Source organism: Flavobacterium sp. ZB4P23 (genome assembly GCF_003970375.1).
GTDB lineage: Bacteria > Bacteroidota > Bacteroidia > Flavobacteriales > Flavobacteriaceae > Flavobacterium.
On the sequence record NZ_RYDK01000006.1, the window covers coordinates 49,767 to 66,505 of the forward strand.

9 protein-coding genes are annotated in these 16,739 nt (G+C 36.7%); 5 read left to right on the forward strand and 4 right to left on the reverse strand.

Annotated features, from left to right (window positions below):
* Positions 1–13: 13 nt before the first annotated feature.
* The 4 genes from EKL99_RS10735 to EKL99_RS10750 all read right to left on the reverse strand — a co-directional run bounded on the left by EKL99_RS10735 (position 14) and on the right by EKL99_RS10750 (position 8,643).
* Positions 14–2,875 (reverse strand): alpha-amylase family glycosyl hydrolase, encoded by a 2,862-nt coding sequence (locus EKL99_RS10735; protein ID WP_126576931.1) that lies wholly within the window; start codon positions 2,873–2,875, stop codon positions 14–16.
* A 75-nt stretch (positions 2,876–2,950) separates the two neighbouring features.
* Positions 2,951–4,063 (reverse strand): SusE domain-containing protein, encoded by a 1,113-nt coding sequence (locus tag EKL99_RS10740; RefSeq protein WP_126458358.1) that lies wholly within the window; start codon positions 4,061–4,063, stop codon positions 2,951–2,953.
* A 24-nt stretch (positions 4,064–4,087) separates the two neighbouring features.
* Positions 4,088–5,686, reverse strand: a complete 1,599-nt coding sequence (locus tag EKL99_RS10745) for a RagB/SusD family nutrient uptake outer membrane protein (protein ID WP_126458356.1) — start codon at positions 5,684–5,686, stop codon at positions 4,088–4,090.
* Positions 5,687–5,703: 17 nt separating this feature from the next.
* The gene (locus tag EKL99_RS10750; protein WP_126576932.1) at positions 5,704–8,643 is read right to left on the reverse strand and encodes a TonB-dependent receptor; all 2,940 of its coding nucleotides are present in this window, start codon (positions 8,641–8,643) and stop codon (positions 5,704–5,706) included.
* 233 nt (positions 8,644–8,876) lie between these two features.
* Between EKL99_RS10750 and EKL99_RS10755 the strand changes: the two genes are divergently transcribed.
* The 5 genes from EKL99_RS10755 to EKL99_RS10775 all read left to right on the forward strand — a co-directional run bounded on the left by EKL99_RS10755 (position 8,877) and on the right by EKL99_RS10775 (position 16,658).
* On the forward strand, positions 8,877–9,899 hold the full coding sequence (locus tag EKL99_RS10755; protein ID WP_126515124.1) for a LacI family DNA-binding transcriptional regulator: 1,023 nt from the start codon (positions 8,877–8,879) through the stop codon (positions 9,897–9,899).
* 246 nt (positions 9,900–10,145) lie between these two features.
* Positions 10,146–11,507, forward strand: a complete 1,362-nt coding sequence (locus EKL99_RS10760) for an MFS transporter (RefSeq protein ID WP_126515125.1) — start codon at positions 10,146–10,148, stop codon at positions 11,505–11,507.
* Positions 11,508–11,510: 3 nt separating this feature from the next.
* Positions 11,511–12,167, forward strand: a complete 657-nt coding sequence (gene pgmB / locus EKL99_RS10765) for a beta-phosphoglucomutase (RefSeq protein ID WP_126458345.1) — start codon at positions 11,511–11,513, stop codon at positions 12,165–12,167.
* 93 nt (positions 12,168–12,260) lie between these two features.
* Positions 12,261–14,567 (forward strand): glycoside hydrolase family 65 protein, encoded by a 2,307-nt coding sequence (locus EKL99_RS10770; RefSeq protein WP_126576933.1) that lies wholly within the window; start codon positions 12,261–12,263, stop codon positions 14,565–14,567.
* 213 nt (positions 14,568–14,780) lie between these two features.
* The gene (locus EKL99_RS10775; protein WP_126576934.1) at positions 14,781–16,658 is read left to right on the forward strand and encodes a glycoside hydrolase family 13 protein; all 1,878 of its coding nucleotides are present in this window, start codon (positions 14,781–14,783) and stop codon (positions 16,656–16,658) included.
* Positions 16,659–16,739: the final 81 nt, after the last annotated feature.

The window sequence follows — 16,739 nt, forward strand, 5'->3', positions numbered from 1 at the left end:
CTTCAAGGTATTCTTAATTTTTCAACAGTTTCAATACTTTCATTTCATTATTTTCATCAAATGTTTTTACGATGTAAAGTCCTTGATTCAAATCACTAACCGAAAATTGAGATCCTGCCGTTTTATTGGTATCAAAACTTTTTAGCAATTGTCCCGTGATAGAAAACACCTGCACCTTAGCCGTTGTTTCATTCAATGTAAAATAATCAGATGCCGGATTTGGATACAACACAATCGTTGGTGATTTTTCGTAATCCGCTATTGCTAATGATGCTGTTTTATTCCCATAGATTTTAAATTCTCCCGGTTTCAAAGTAATTGCAACTGAGGTACTGATTACATTAATAGATGTATTGTCCATCAAATTGTACCATGTTCCGGTGTATGGAAACCCGGAAGGAGCATTTTTTGGCGTCACATCAAAATTAGCTACAATCAATACATCTTTCAGTTGTGTTGATGCTAGTGCACTGTTGGTAATTTTGATATTCGGTAATAACGAACTGCTATTATTGATTGTTACAGTTCCTAAAAACACAGGTTCTTCGGTCTTCATCGTAATCATTTTTGCCCAGTCGTCGTAAATTATGCTTCTGTTGGTATCTCCAAGCCAACTACCCGTCCATTGTGGCTGTGGCTTAGTGTCTAATTTACAATCCCCGGATGTACCATCAGAAGGAGAGTTCACAGTTCCATTATTGCAGGTAAAAATAGAAGAATTCCATCCTAATTCTCCAAATTGCCAAATCATTTTTGGCCCTGGAACCAATAAAGAAACAGCTCCTAATGCAGACATTCTGGATAAAGCTACAGTAAGGGTTCGTACATTATGGTCCGCAGTAGTATTGTTTCCTGCTTGCACATTATTGTACATTAAGCGCTCCTCATCATGACTCTCTGCATAGCCCATCAATCGGTGTGCAGTAAATCCTCGGCTTGATGAACTCATTCTTGAAATATTACCTGCATACCCTTTTGTAAGATTGTTATAGTCAAAAGTCATGATTCCCCACATCATCACGCCTTTACTTAGCGTTTCATTCAACCTATAATTGGCCCATTGTTGCTCTTCCTCATTACCACCCAAATGTTCAAAAATAACGTAGTGATTTGGATCTAAATTCCAAGAATAATCAGCATATTTTTTCAATACATCTATTCTATCTTGTTGTAAACTGCCGGTACAATTTTCTTGCCCGCCAGCTACGTTCGCTGGACAATTTTGTGTAAAACCTTTGGTTAAATCCCAACGGAAACCGTCAATTTTATATTCTTCAACCCATTGTTTAATGACCCGTTGTACATAATTTTGTGTTCTGGGCAGTTGATGATTAAAATCTTCCCCCACACTATAACTGTGCATCGCTGTTGTATTAAAATAAGGATTTTCAGTGGAAGGCGAGCCCCAACCATTGCCGTCAGGATCATTCATCCACATGCGAAGCATTGGGTTTCTACCAAAAGCGTGATTTAGCGCCACATCAAGAATAACAGCAATCCCGTTTTGATGGCATAAATCAATAAACTCTTTCAATTTATCCGAAGTGCCATAGAATTTATCCAAAGCCATGTGAAAAGAGGTATTGTAACCCCAACTTTCATTGCCTTCAAATTCCATCACTGGCATTAATTCAATCGCATTTATCTTCAAATTTTTGAAATAATCGATTTTATTAATCAAGTCCTGATAGCTTTTATTGGCATCAAAATCACGCACTAACAATTCATAAACTACTAATTTTTCTTTAGCTGGTTTAACAAAGTTTGTAGTGGCGCTACTCCAAGCGTAAGCAGCTTTCCCGGTTTGCAAAACGGTTACTTCACGTTCCTGACCAACGGGATATACCGGAAGATTTGGATAATTTACAGATGAAATCCCTGGATCATCAAAAGGAGATAAAACCAAAGTGGAATAAGGATCCGCAGTTTTTACTAAACCAGGCGAACCGGCCAAGGGAGTTGCGTCCCCCACCCAATATTGATACATGTAATTTGTCCCCGAGACCAATCCGGTTAATTCTAACCAAAATTTACCGCTGGTTGGGTCTTTTTTCATAGAGTGCGCTGATGTTGGCTGCCAGTTATTAAAACTCCCTGCCACATAAACAAAATCTTTTAAAGGTGCATCCAACACTAAAGTTGCTTTTGTCGCATCACCAGTATTGTAATTAATTCCGTCTAACAAACCATTAGCCATCGCGGCACTTATCGTTCCCGTATTTACAATCACACTGAATTTTTTAGTAATAACAGTAGTTCCTTGAGTAACTTCCAACTCATAGATTTGATTTCCGGTGATATTTGTGTGATTAAAAGTATAACTGGAAGCCGCTGTATTTATATTTAAATTTGTTCCGTTTGCCTTCAAAACATAACTGGCATTTCCTCCTGTATTAGAAGCTGAAATATTCAAACTGCCACCAGATGCAATAATTGTCGAACTGTTTTCTGCTGGAGAAGTTAAAGTTGCCTGAAAAGCTCCAACATTAAAAAAAGTATCAGCAGTCTGCATATTTCCGGCATCATTTCTTAAGACTACACAAATTTCTGTAATAGAGCTCGTATTTGGAATCCCAAAATAAGCATACAAATCCGGAGTAAGATCCAATTTATAAGTAGTTCCTGAAACCAATGTTAATGCGGGTTGTGTGGAATTATTACCCCAACTCCCTTTCACGTTTTGCCATCTTGTGCCATTAACAGTTAAACCAATATGCGCATATATTGTACCTGTATAACTGGCGAGTGGCGTTCCTGTTTTGTTAAAATTAAGAGTAACTGCACTACTTGCAATTGCAGGTGATGGCGTAGTTGTAAATTGGGAATAACTTATAGAGGTTATAAGTAAAATTAATAAAAGTAGATTTTTTTTCATGGCTAAGTATTAATTAAATTAAAAACTAAAAAAAAGGGCTACCCATAGATAGCCCTTAAAAAATTTTGAAATAAATTATCCTTGATTAGGAATCATTAAATAACTACCATCTAAATCATTAAAATAGATTTTGTATTTAGATTTTGCAACCGGTAGGTCACCTCCACTTGTTCCGTTATTTGGGAATCCTGAAAAAGCAGTGTTTCCACCCCAACTTACGTCCCATGCATTATTTGCTCTAAATTTAGCTTTACCATCATTTAATGGCAACAAATTTAATGACCAAACATGAGAATTGAACGTAGATTGGGTTAATGCTGTTGAAGCATCCCATTTTAATGGTGTGCTATCTCCAATGATACCTACGGTAGTGAAAGTTTTAGCAGCAGCTGCATTATACGTCACTAAAGTGTATTTTAATGTTTCAGTATTCATTGTAAAAGTATAATAGCCTTCCGTTGCAATAGTAAAAGATGCTGGATCTGGATCAGCTTCTGTAGGTCTAGCCACAATAGCACCATTATCTCCTTTACCATACATTGGAGCCCATTGTCCAAGTGTAGAAATTAATTTGAATGCACCCGCTTTGAAAAATCCAGTAAATTGATACAAACTTGGGTTTGTTCCGCTTCTGAATAAAGGTTGGTTTTTATTATTATTGTTCCATCCTGAAGCAGTTGCGTCGCCTACAAAATACCAGTCTTTAAATGCGTAAGGAATTAATCCAGTGTACGCATTAACTAAAATAGTCAGTGGAGTTTTAGACATCATTTTTTCAATTCCTGCTAAACTAGAAACTACTTTGACATCATAAGAACCCAGTTGATCAGGTGTTCCACCCAATTGAATTACTGCTTGATTCAATGTTTTTACAGTTACTTCAATTTGAGTTGCTCCAGAAGTTCCTCCTAATTCAATTGCTTTTGTAAAATTTCCTCCTTTAACATCCATCAAAAGTTTGTACCCAATCTCTACATTACCAGCATAAGTTGCTTTGGTCCACACAAAACGTTCTATAACATCTTCCGCATTTTCTTCTAGTAAAACGTATGATTTATCATTTTCAGGCGCCACTAATTCAGGAGTATCCACTCCTTGAATTACTGGTCTGTCTTCTACATCCTCTACGCTACAAGACAAGGTAAGAACTGCGAATAAGGCAATTACTGATTTAGTTATATTTTTCATTTTTTATTTATTATTTAAATTTTATTAATACCCAGGGTTTTGTTTCAATTTATTGTTTGATGCTAATGCTGTAGCAGGAATAGGAAATAAATTTTTAAATGCTTGCGTTGGCGCACCACCCGCTACATTTCCTTTCCAAGGCCACACATAACTACCGCCTGTAAATTTACCAAAACGAATTAAATCCGTTCTTCGGTGTCCTTCCCAGTGCAGTTCTTTTGCTCGCTCGTCTAGAATCAGGTTAGCACCTGCAGCATCCGCAGTAAGAGCGCTTATCGTTGAAGCATTCGCTCTGGTTCTTAAAGCATTTACATATCCTCTGGCAGTTCCTAGATCTCCTACTTTACCAACTACCGCACATTCAGCATACATTAAATACGCATCGGCTAAACGGAACATTGGAAAATCAGAGTCAGAAAAGTCTCCTGATTTATCTGAGCCCTGAACTCCGTTTACGGTCACATTTCTAAATTTCTGAATTGCGTATCCATCAGTAAATGTACCAATATCAGCAATTTCTTTAGTTTGTCCATCGGTATAAAATTGACCTCTTGCGTCTGTAGTATTTTCACTAAACTTATTTACAAATGCTGATGTTGTTCTGATACCAGCCCAACCACCATTGATTCCAAATTCAGAAGCCTTCATAGTACCACCAACTGGTGCATGCGTCAAGAAAGTAGTCCCACCATACGTTTGCGTTCTTAGTCCATCAAAAGCAATTGCAAAAATGAATTCGTTTTGAGCTCCGTTTCTATCATTATCCGCAAAAAACAATTGGTTATAATTGTTGTGTAAAGTATACCCTGATCCTATTACTTTAGTAATCAAAGGCAATGCTCCTGCATAATTATCAGTACCAATATATACTTTAGCATTCATGTATAACTTAGCTTGTAACATCCAGGCAGCAGCTTGATCCACACGATACGCCTCATTTGATTTTGGCGCTTTCAATTCTGGAATAATTGCTGTTAATTCGGCATCCACAAATTTGTATAATTCTGCTCTTGACGCATATTCCGGGTAGTAAAAACTCGTTGGGGAATCTTCAGTAACCAAAGAACCTCCGCCAAACATATCAATCAAGTGCCAATAGGTGAATGCTCTAATAAAACGCGCTTCTGCTCTGTAGGTTTTAATCTTTGCTATCAAAGCGGCATCAAGACCTCTGGAGGCTAATTTAGCATCCGTAGTTTGTCTTAAAAACTCATTACAGTTTACAATTTGAAAAGAAAATCGAGCAAATGTAGCCGTGATAAAACGGTCTAAAGAAGTCCATGTTTGTGAATGAAGGTCTTTTATTGTTCCGTCATTCCAGGCAATAACAGCTTCATCTGTTGTTAATTCCTGCATCAACCAGATCCCTCTGATGTATTGACTTTCCCCTTCATCAATTCCGGAGATATCTGGAGAACCAGCTGCAGTTTGCCCTGAAGTAGCAAATCCTGCGTATAACTTGGCCAGATTTTGTTTGTACGATTCCGGGGTGCTAAAAAACTGTTCTCCCGGAACTGCAACACTACTTGCCGGGGCTTGGCTCAAATCATCTGTACACGATGAGAATACCATCACGCACAGTAACAAAGAAATACCCAATAATTTTATTTGTATCTTTTTCATTTTTCTTACTATTTGTATTAAAAATTAACGTTTAAACCTAACGTGAAAGTAATTGGTCGTGGGTATAAATTTCCATCTATACCTCCAGAAATTTCTGGATCTAATCCTTCATAATTAGTAATGATCAAAACATTTTGTGCTGATAATGTCAATTTAACTAATGAAGACGTATTCTCTTTTTGATTGAAAGTATAGCCAACACTTACGTTGTCTAATCTTACAAAAGAGGCATCTTGAATGTAATAATCGGATTCGAAACGTTTGGTGTCATTAGATCTGAAACCTGTTTCCAAAACATTTTCAACTCCGTTTGACAAATCTGTGTTTCTGATCAAAATATTATTGAAAGATCCTTTACTGGAATCCACATTGTTGTAATTGTAATTACCCCATGATCCTCTCCAGTTCATTCCCATGTCAAAATTTTTGTAGGTCACACTAGTGTTAAACCCGTAAAAAACATCTGCTGCCGGTTTATGAAAACGGTATTTATCCAACTCTGATATTATTCCATCTTGATTTCTGTCAACATACACCCCATCTAAAGGTTTTCCGTTTACACCATACGCTTGCTCATACACGTAAAAAGAACTTGGTGCATAACCCACTTGGTGATTTTGAATAAAATTTCCGGTAGCACCTTCATAGCCTCCAACATTAATTCCTGGCGTATTAGGAAGTGTAGTAGTCAGCTTAGTGATTTTAGACTCTTGAAAGGTTACGTTTCCGCCAATTCTCCATTCAAAATCATCAGAACGAAATGGGATTACTTCTGCAGCAATCTCAATCCCCCTATTTTCAATTGTTCCTACGTTATAATTGTCAAAATTTGAAAACCCGAAGAAAGATGGATTTTGTGTGTACAATAATAAATCTTCTGTTGTTCTTTTGTACAAATCAACACTACCATTGATTCTATTGTTCAAAAATCCAAAATCCAACCCTGCATTCACAGTGGTGGTTTGTTCCCATTTCAAATTACTGTTGTACGGCTGTGGTCTGTAAGTGGTGTAAAACTGACTTCCAAACGGGTATTGAGCAGCAGTATTAGAGGCTAAATACAACGGAATAGAAGGATAACTTATTCCAATATCCTGTTGTCCGGTAATACCCCAACCCCCACGGATTTTTAAGGTAGAAATACTACTTACGTCTTTCAAAAAGTTTTCTTCGTTCAGTTTCCAAGCCAAAGCAACGGCAGGGAAATTAGCCCAACGATTTGATTCTGTAAATCTTGAAGTACCATCACGTCTATAGGACAAAGTCACTAAATACTTATCGGCGATATTAATATTTGTTCTTGCAAAGAAAGACTGCAAGTTGATACGGGACGGGAAATTAGGATCTACCGTAGTGTTATTACTCTGAAAATTAAAATTGGAAGAGTAAAAAGTCTCTCTGAAATCTTGGTAGGAATACCCTCCAGTAACATCAAAAACGGTATTGATCGATTCTACTTTTTTGTTGTAATTCAAGTACAAATCCATCAATTTATTGAAACGTGATTGGGTTTTTTCATACGTATTCTTGAAACCGGAACCGGAAAGTCCATTCAAAAAATTAGCTTCTGTATTACCAAATGAACGTCCTGTTAATTGATCGTATCCAAAATTAGCTACTGCTTTTAATTCTGGTAAAAAATGCATTTTATATTCGGTTTGAATATTTCCAATGCTTCTGTACGCTGTTCCAAAACTGTTTTGTTGTTCGATTTGAGACAATGGGTTTCTGCCTGCCAATTGGTTGATTTCAGTTGGAGACGTATACCATTGAAAAAAGGTTCCGTCAGGATTTCTTACCGCTTGTGTTGGATCAAAACGAATGGCTGAACCAATAGCACCACGATTACTATAATTACTATTAATCAGAGACGTATTATTATTCAATTCTATCTTTAAATGATCGTCAAAGAAGTTTCCGGTTATACCAGCAGACATTGTAGTACGCTCCATGTTATCTCTTTTTAAGATACCATTCAAATTAGCATATCCCACAGAGGCTCTGTACACTATATTATCAGAACCACCGCTTAGGGCAATATTATGATCTGTACCAATAGCTGTTCTGAATATTTCATCCTGCCAATCTGTATCAGCAGCACCCATCAACGCGATTTGAGCAGCATTTCCGTTAGCCGTTACAAAATCTCTGAATTGTGTACTTGATAAAGCATCTACTTTATTCGTGATTTCAGAAACCTGGAAGTTTGCATTATAATTAATTTGCATTTCCCCTGCTTTACCTTTTTTGGTAGTAATTATAATTACCCCATTCGAAGCACGAGATCCGTAGATAGCAGTTGCCGAAGCATCTTTCAAAACCGTAATCGATTCAATATTATTTTGATTAATAGTACTCAAAGGATTTCTACTTCCTTCTACGCCACCAGCAGCAACCGGTACACCATCAATAACATACAACGGATCGTTATTAGCAGATAGTGAAGAGCCACTTCTAATTCTGATAGTTGCACCTTCACCTGGAGAACCTCCTCCATTAATAACCTGCAAACCAGCTACTTTCCCTGTTATCATTTGATCTGCAGAAGTAACAGGTCCTTTATTAAAATCTTTGGAAGTCAGCACGGTTACCGCTCCTGTAGCATCTTTTTTCTTAACAGTCCCGTAACCCACTTGGATCACCACTTCTTTTAATTGATTGGCATCTTCTTCTAAAGACACGTTTAATGAATTTTGAGCAACATAAGTCACGACCGTATTGGTGTAACCAATATAAGAGAACACAATTTTATCCCCTCTTTTTACATTAGACAACTGATATTTACCATCAAAATCAGTAGAAACACCATTATTTGTACCCTGTACATTTATGTTTACTCCCGGAATTGGCTCTCCTGACACTTTATCAAGAACGGTTCCGCCAACAATATTCTGAGCCAGAACACTAAAAGGGAGCAGCAGTACTAAAATCAACAACTTTTTATAAATTGTTTTCATACATTTTCTTTAATTTAATTGAATTTTCCTTGAATTTTTAAGCGTAACTATTACTTCGAATGTTAAATTTATGTAAATTTTTGCACGCCCGACAAGAGCCCTTTTTAATTGGGTTACGAAAACGTAATAGTGTTGAAAACTTTTTGTTTTATTTAAATTTTAACCCGTTTAATTACCATTTGTAAAATTAAATTTTATCTTTATTACGAAATAAAATTTTACTCCCTCTCCACATGAAAAGGAAAATAACGCTTAAACAAATTGCCAAAGAATTAGACGTTTCTATTTCTACCGTTTCTAAGTCATTACGGAACAGTCCAGAAATAGGCGAGGAAACCAGACTTAAAGTACAAGCTTTCGCCAAATTTTACAATTACAAACCCAATAACATTGCGCTGAGCCTAAAAAACAGAAAAACAAAAACCATTGGAATTATCATCCCGGAAATTGTGCATCATTTCTTCTCCACTGTCATCAATGGAATTGAACAAGTGGCCAATGAAAACGGGTATAGCGTACTCATTTGCCTCTCAGACGATTCCTTTGATAAAGAAGTCCTGAATATGGAAATGCTCGCTAACGGCAGTATTGACGGATTCATTATGTCACTGTCTAAAGAAACCCAATTCAAAGGCGATTTTCACCACATTACAGAAGTCATCAATCAGGGAATGCCTGTAGTCATGTTTGACAGAGTTACGAACGATATCCTTTGCGACAAAGTCATTATAGACGATCAATCTGCAGCCTATGAAGCCGTTCAGAGCTTGATTGATAAAGGACGGAAAAAAATCGCCTTAGTTACCACTGTTGATTATGTGAGTGTGGGTAAACTTCGCACAGATGGTTATATCAAAGCATTACTGGACAATGACATCCCCTTCAATGAAAATCTTATTATCAAAATTGAAGATGTTGATACCTGCGAAATCACTATTGGAAAACTATTAGAAGACAAAGCCATTGATGCCGTCTTTGCAGTAAACGAACTTTTTGCAGTAACGATAATTAAAACTGCCAATAAAATAGGATTAAATGTTCCTAAAGACTTAGCCGTTATTGCCTTTACAGATGGTATCATTTCTAAATATTCTACACCTACTATTACTACTGTAAGTCAGAATGGTATCAAAATGGGAAATAAAGCGGCAAAAATGCTGATTGAAAGACTCGAATCTGAGGAAGATGAAGAAGATGAAAATTACAAAACTGAAGTAATTGAAACGCATCTGATAGAAAGAGAATCTACACATTAGATATTATACGTTTTCAGTTGCCTTCATAAAACTGCGACTGAAAACTGTGACTAATTTTTAAAACAGCTGTATTATATTCAGTACTACAACCTTGTAGTGAAAAATGTTTCTTTTTATTTGTATCTGAAAAACAAAAGTTTAAAATATATTTTTATATTTACCCCATCAAAGCCTCACTTTTACTTCGAAAATAAGACAAGTTTTGATAAGCATATCGCTTATCGTATTAATTTATAAATTACGATAATGGAAAAGCGTAGATTAAGTTTCTGGCAAATTTGGAACATGAGTTTCGGATTTCTGGGAATACAGATGGGTTTTGCACTGCAAAATGCTAATGCCAGCAGAATTCTTCAGATTTTTGGTGCTGATGTGCACGAACTATCCTGGTTTTGGATCATTGCCCCGTTGATGGGACTTATTGTACAGCCCATCATAGGCCATTACAGTGATAAAACGTGGGGAAAATTTGGAAGACGAAAACCCTTCTTTTTAGTGGGTGCTTTGTTGGCCTCCATTGGTTTAATATTAATGCCGCAAGCCGAAATTTTCATTGCTCTTTTGCCTGCCTTATGGGTAGGTGCCGGAATGTTGATGATTATGGATGCCTCTTTCAATATTGCTATGGAACCTTTCAGGGCTTTAGTAGGCGACAATTTAAGAACGGATCAAAGAACACTTGGATTTAGCGTACAAACCGCCTTAATTGGTTTCGGTGCCGTGATTGGTTCTTGGCTGCCTTATGTTTTGACGAATTGGTTTGGCGTTTCCAATAGAGATAAGGATGGCGGTGTTCCCATGCATTTGATTTTATCTTTTGTAATTGGAGCTGTTATACTTATAGGTTCTATCCTGGTTTCCATTTTTTCTACCAAAGAATATTCTCCGGAAGAGCTAGCCCAATTTGAAGACGAAATGGCGCATCAGAAAACCAAAGTGGCTGATGCCAATGCTAAAGAATCCAGCGTACTGGACATTTTTGATGATTTCAGAAAAATGCCTACCACGATGCGGCAATTGAGCTGGGTACAATTTTTCTCTTGGTTTGGTTTGTTTGGAATGTGGGTTTTTACCACTCCGGCCATAGCCCATCATATTTATGGTTTACCTATTTCGGACAGCAAAAGTGAGGCGTATCAAAACGCAGGAGACTGGGTTGGCGTGTTGTTTGGTATTTACAATTTGGTTTCTGCTTTCTATGCTTTTGCGTTGCCTTATATCGCAAAAAAAATCGGAAGAAAATTAACCCATTCCCTATCCCTTATTATTGGTGGCCTTGGATTAATTTCGATCTATTTTGTCCCTAACGAAAACTGGCTTATTCTTTCTATGGTTGCAGTGGGTATCGCTTGGGCTAGTATTCTATCTATGCCGTATGCCATATTAGCCGGATCAATCTCCCCAATGAAAATGGGAGTTTACATGGGTATTTTCAACTTCTTTGTCGTTATTCCCCAAATTATCAATGCCTTAATTGGCGGACCATTAGTTAAATATGTATACCATGACAATGCCATATTTGCATTAGTCACTAGTGGTGTCAGCTTTTTGATTGCTGCTATTTTAGTAGTTAAAGTACAAGATGTTGATGACCTAATAAAACAATAATCAATGAATACAAAAGCATTTATATTCGACCTAGACGGAGTGATTGTAGACACGGCTAAATACCATTATTTAGCGTGGCAAAAAATTGCAAATGAATTAAATATCGAATTTACACTGGAACACAACGAATTACTAAAAGGAGTCAGCCGGGTGCGCTCTTTGGATATTATATTAGACCTAGGAAAAGTAACCGCCTCACAAGAAGACAAAGACCAATGGTTAGTCCAAAAAAACGAGGAATACTTATCTTATTTAGTGGATATGAATGAAAGTGAGATTCTTCCGGGAGTTTTTGAAATTTTAAAATTTTTAAAACAAAACGACCAACCCATCGCATTGGGTTCAGCCAGTAAAAACGCCAGACCCATTCTGGAAAAAACAGGACTACTCTCTTATTTTGACGCTGTTGTAGACGGAAATGATGTGACCAATGCGAAACCCGATCCGGAAGTATTCTTAATGGCCGCAAAATTATTAAAAATAAAACCAGAAGATTCAATTGTTTTTGAAGATTCAGTCGCAGGAGTTCAAGCGGCGAATATTGGTAATATGACCAGCATAGGAATTGGGGAAGCAACTACTTTGCACGAAGCAAAATACATCTTCAACGATTTTACAGCTATCGATACCCAATTCATAGAAGAATTAATTAACAAATAACGAAACAAATTCAAAAAAGTAAAAAGGATAATATTATTTGTGCATCACAATAATTTTTGAATTTTTAATCTTTGAATTTTTAAATTATAAAAAATGAATCAAGATTATATAAAACCAGACAATTGGTCTATCATAGAAGAAGGATTTGATGCCGAGTGTGTAAAATCATCTGAAAGTCTGTTCAGCATTGGCAACGGTGCTATGGGACAACGGGCTAATTTTGAAGAAAATTATACTGGTGAAACATTTCAGGGAAGTTATGTTGCAGGAATTTATTATCCGGATAAAACCAAAGTGGGCTGGTGGAAAAACGGGTATCCGGAATACTTTGCTAAAGTTTTGAATGCACCAAACTGGATTGGAATTGATATTGAAATCAATGGAGAAAAATTAGATTTGAATACCTGTGCTGAAGTCAAAAACTTTCGTCGGGAGCTGAACATGAAAGAAGGTTGGTACCACCGTTCTTTTGAAGCCACTTTAAAAAACGGAACCGAAATCGCAGTTAGTATTCGTCGTTTTCTTTCAATCGTGTTGGATGAAGTTGGGGTTATCAATTATGAAATTACCCCTTTGAACAAAGATTCAAAAATCGTTTACAAACCTTACATTGATGCTGGTGTAACCAATGAAGATGCGAACTGGGAAGAAAAATTCTGGGAACTGCTTGATGTAAAAAAATCAGGAAATGAAGCTTTTGTAACGGCACAAACCTTCAAAACACATTTCAAAGTAACCACTTTCATGCAAAATAGCATTTTTACTAGTGGTGAAAAAACGGGAATTTCTCCTTCTAATATTGATGCAACTGCTGATAAAATTCAGTTTAGTTATGATGTAATTGTGGGACAGGGTCAAAAATCATCGATCCAAAAAATTGGCGGGTATACGGTTTCTTTAAACCATGAAAATACCATTACTGCTGCCGAAAAAGTGATTCAATCCGCTTTAGCAGTAGGCTATGACCAAATGTTGCAGGACCAGATTGATGCTTGGGCAAAAATTTGGGAAATGTCAGACATTACAATTGATGGCGATGTCAAAGCACAACAAGGAATTCGTTTCAATATTTTCCAATTAAACCAAACCTATTTAGGCAAAGATTCCCGATTGAATATTGGTCCAAAAGGTTTCACCGGAGAGAAATACGGAGGTTCTACCTATTGGGATACGGAAGCGTACTGCATTCCGTTTTACATGGCGACCAAAGATCAGGAAGTGGCTCGGAATTTATTGACGTACCGTTACAATCAATTGGATAAAGCCATTGAAAACGCTACTAAATTAGGATTTACTAACGGAGCAGCTTTGTATCCAATGGTGACGATGAACGGCGAGGAATGTCATAACGAATGGGAAATTACTTTTGAAGAAATTCATAGAAACGGAGCTATCGCTTTTGCCATTTATAACTTTTACAGATACACTGGCGATTACAGTTATATTCCTGAAAAAGGACTGGAAGTATTAATAGGAATTGCTCGTTTCTGGTATCAAAGAGCGAATTTTTCGACTAATTTAAACCAATATGTAATTCTTGGCGTTACGGGTCCAAACGAATATGAGAACAACGTAAACAATAATTTTTACACCAATTATATTGCAAAATGGTGTCTGGAATATACCTACGAACAAATTCAGAAAGTATCGCTGGAATATCCTTCGGATCACAAAAGAATTACCGAAAAGGTAAAAATCTCCGATTCCGAATTACAGTCTTGGAAAAAAATTTCGGACAATATGTACTTCCCTTTTTCGGAAGAACATAATGTGTACTTGCAACAAGACGGTTTCTTGGACAAAGAATTGGTTCGTGTAGTTGATTTGGATAAAAGCCAAAGACCCATCAATCAGAAATGGTCTTGGGATAGAATTTTGCGTTCGCCATACATCAAACAAGCCGATGTTTTACAGTGTTTTTATTTCTTTGAAGATCATTTTTCGAAAGAAGAACTGAAAAACAATTTTGAATTTTATGAATCCTTTACGGTTCATGAGAGCTCCCTTTCGCCCTGCGTACACTCGATTCAAGCCGCTTTATTAGACAAAATGGACATGGCGTACTCGTTCTATTTGAGAACGTCACGTCTGGATCTTGATGATTACAATAAAGAGGTCGAAGAAGGGTGTCATATAACATCAATGGCCGGAACCTGGATGAGTATCGTAGAAGGTTTTGGCGGAATGAGAGTTAAAGATGATACGCTTCATTTTTCTCCAAAAATTCCAAAACAATGGAAAGGCTATTCGTTTAAAATCAACTTTAGAAATCAAATTCTGAAAGTAGCGATCAATCATAAAGAGACTTCATTTACAATTCTTGGAGATAAAGAATTGGAAATTGTGGTAAATGGCAAGACTCTTGTGGTCACTACTGAAAATTTAGTCTCCGTAAACTAACATTTGCTAGAACTTGTAGTTAATTCTATCATTTGAACCCAAGCCTTGCTAGGCTTACTGACAATCCCAATATCTATTGGGATTGTTCGATTGAAAACTACTCTTAAATAAAAAAAGAATGGCCTCTAAAATGCTGAAAATAGTTCTTTTCAAACATGAATCCGTTTTATTTGAAGCCAATACAACATTAAATAGCACTAAAAAATACATACAATGAAGAAAACAGATCAATTTCCGTTCTTAAACAGAAGCTTTCTAAAAAAAATAACTTTATTCCTTTTTTTTATGTCAATAACTGTACATGCGCAAATCGACAAAGTGGAACCGCCTTTTTGGTATGCAGGAATGCAGAATCCAGAGCTGCAAATTCTTTTTTATGGCAAAGGCATTGCTCAAAACCAAGTAACGGTTTCTAATAGCATAAAAATAACCGACGTAAAAAGAACGGAAAATCCCAACTACCTATTTGTTACCATTGACACTAAAAAAGTGGTGGCATCAGATCTGATTTTTACCTTTAAAAACAAAAGTAAAGAAACCTTTACACAAAAATACAGCCTTAAGAAAAGAAGAGAAAACTCAGCACAACGCAAAAGCTTTGACGCTTCGGATATGATGTATTTGTTGATGCCAGATCGCTTTGCCAACGGAAACAGAAACAACGATAGTGAAAATTCAACCCAAGAAAAATACAATAGAGAATTACCCGGAGGAAGACACGGTGGCGATATTGAAGGGATTATAAAAAATCTGGATTACATAGCAGAACTAGGTGCAACAACAATTTGGAGTACACCACTGTGCGAGGATAATGACGCTGCTTTTTCGTATCACACCTACGGACAATCTGATGTGTATAAAATAGATCCCCGTTACGGAACCAATGAAGATTATGTTCGATTGGCTGCTGAAATGCACAAAAAAGACCTGAAACTGGTGATGGATTACGTGACGAATCACTGGGGAATTGAACATTGGATGATCAAGGATTTACCCACAAAAGAATGGATCAATCAATTTGACACCTACACCCAAACAAATCATAAAAGAACAGTTATTCACGACACCAATGCCTCTGAAATTGATAAAAAAATCACGCTGGACGGTTGGTTTGTCCCATCGATGCCCGATTTAAATTTGAAGAATCCGTTGACTTTAAAATACTTGATTCAAAATGCCATTTGGTGGATAGAATATGCTGATTTAGATGGCTTCAGAGTCGACACCTACAATTATTCTGATCCAAAAGGAATTGCAAAATGGACCAAATCCATAACCGATGAATACCCCAATTTTAATATTGTAGGCGAAGTCTGGATGCAAAGTCAAGCGCAAATGGCGTATTGGCAAAAAGACAGTAAAATTGCAGCAATACAAAATTACAATTCATATCTGCCAAGTGTAATGGATTTTACATTATATGAAGCCGTCACTAAAGTTTTCAATGAAGATGACGGCTCTTGGGACAAAGGAATGGTAAAACTCTATGACAATTTTACCAATGATTTTCTGTATCCTAATGTCAATAATATGTTACTATTTGCAGAAAATCATGATACCAATCGCATCAATCAAACCTACGGGAACGATATCAGAAAATACAAAATGGCAATGACTTTGATGGCTACCGTTCGCGGGATTCCACAATTGTATTACGGAAGCGAAATAGGCATGGCCGGTGATAAAAACAAAGGTGATGCAGCTATTCGTCTTGATTTTTCAGGCGGTTGGGAAGGCGATAAAAACAATGCTTTTACGAAGGAAGGACGAACTCCGGAGCAAAACCACTATTTTGATTTTACCGCCAAATTGTTCCAATGGAGAAAAACAAAAGCAGTGGTTCATTTTGGAAAAACAACCCATTATATTCCGGAAAATAATATCTATGCTTATTTTAGATACAATGCAAATGAAACGGTAATGGTTTTAATGAACAACAGCAACGAAACCAAGACGGTAAACACACATCGTTTCAAAGAAAATATCAAAGACTTTAAAACTGGAAAAGATGTCATTTCTGAACTCACCTTTGACGTGACGAACGAAATTATAATCGAACCTAAATCTGTTTTGATTTTAGAACTGAAGTAATTCACACTCTAAAATACAAGAATCCGGAGAACTACTGAAAAAAATACCAGATACTGACTGCTGCTCCTTGAAAAAGAAGCT

Bases quoted from the DNA above. Each gene is read 5' to 3' on its own strand.
- EKL99_RS10735 (WP_126576931.1), bottom strand. From the start codon at position 2,875: ATGAAAAAAAATCTACTTTTATTAATTTTACTTATAACCTCTATAAGT.
- EKL99_RS10740 (WP_126458358.1), bottom strand. From the start codon at position 4,063: ATGAAAAATATAACTAAATCAGTAATTGCCTTATTCGCAGTTCTTACC.
- EKL99_RS10745 (WP_126458356.1), bottom strand. From the start codon at position 5,686: ATGAAAAAGATACAAATAAAATTATTGGGTATTTCTTTGTTACTGTGC.
- EKL99_RS10750 (WP_126576932.1), bottom strand. From the start codon at position 8,643: ATGAAAACAATTTATAAAAAGTTGTTGATTTTAGTACTGCTGCTCCCT.
- EKL99_RS10755 (WP_126515124.1), top strand. From the start codon at position 8,877: ATGAAAAGGAAAATAACGCTTAAACAAATTGCCAAAGAATTAGACGTT.
- EKL99_RS10760 (WP_126515125.1), top strand. From the start codon at position 10,146: ATGGAAAAGCGTAGATTAAGTTTCTGGCAAATTTGGAACATGAGTTTC.
- pgmB (WP_126458345.1), top strand. From the start codon at position 11,511: ATGAATACAAAAGCATTTATATTCGACCTAGACGGAGTGATTGTAGAC.
- EKL99_RS10770 (WP_126576933.1), top strand. From the start codon at position 12,261: ATGAATCAAGATTATATAAAACCAGACAATTGGTCTATCATAGAAGAA.
- EKL99_RS10775 (WP_126576934.1), top strand. From the start codon at position 14,781: ATGAAGAAAACAGATCAATTTCCGTTCTTAAACAGAAGCTTTCTAAAA.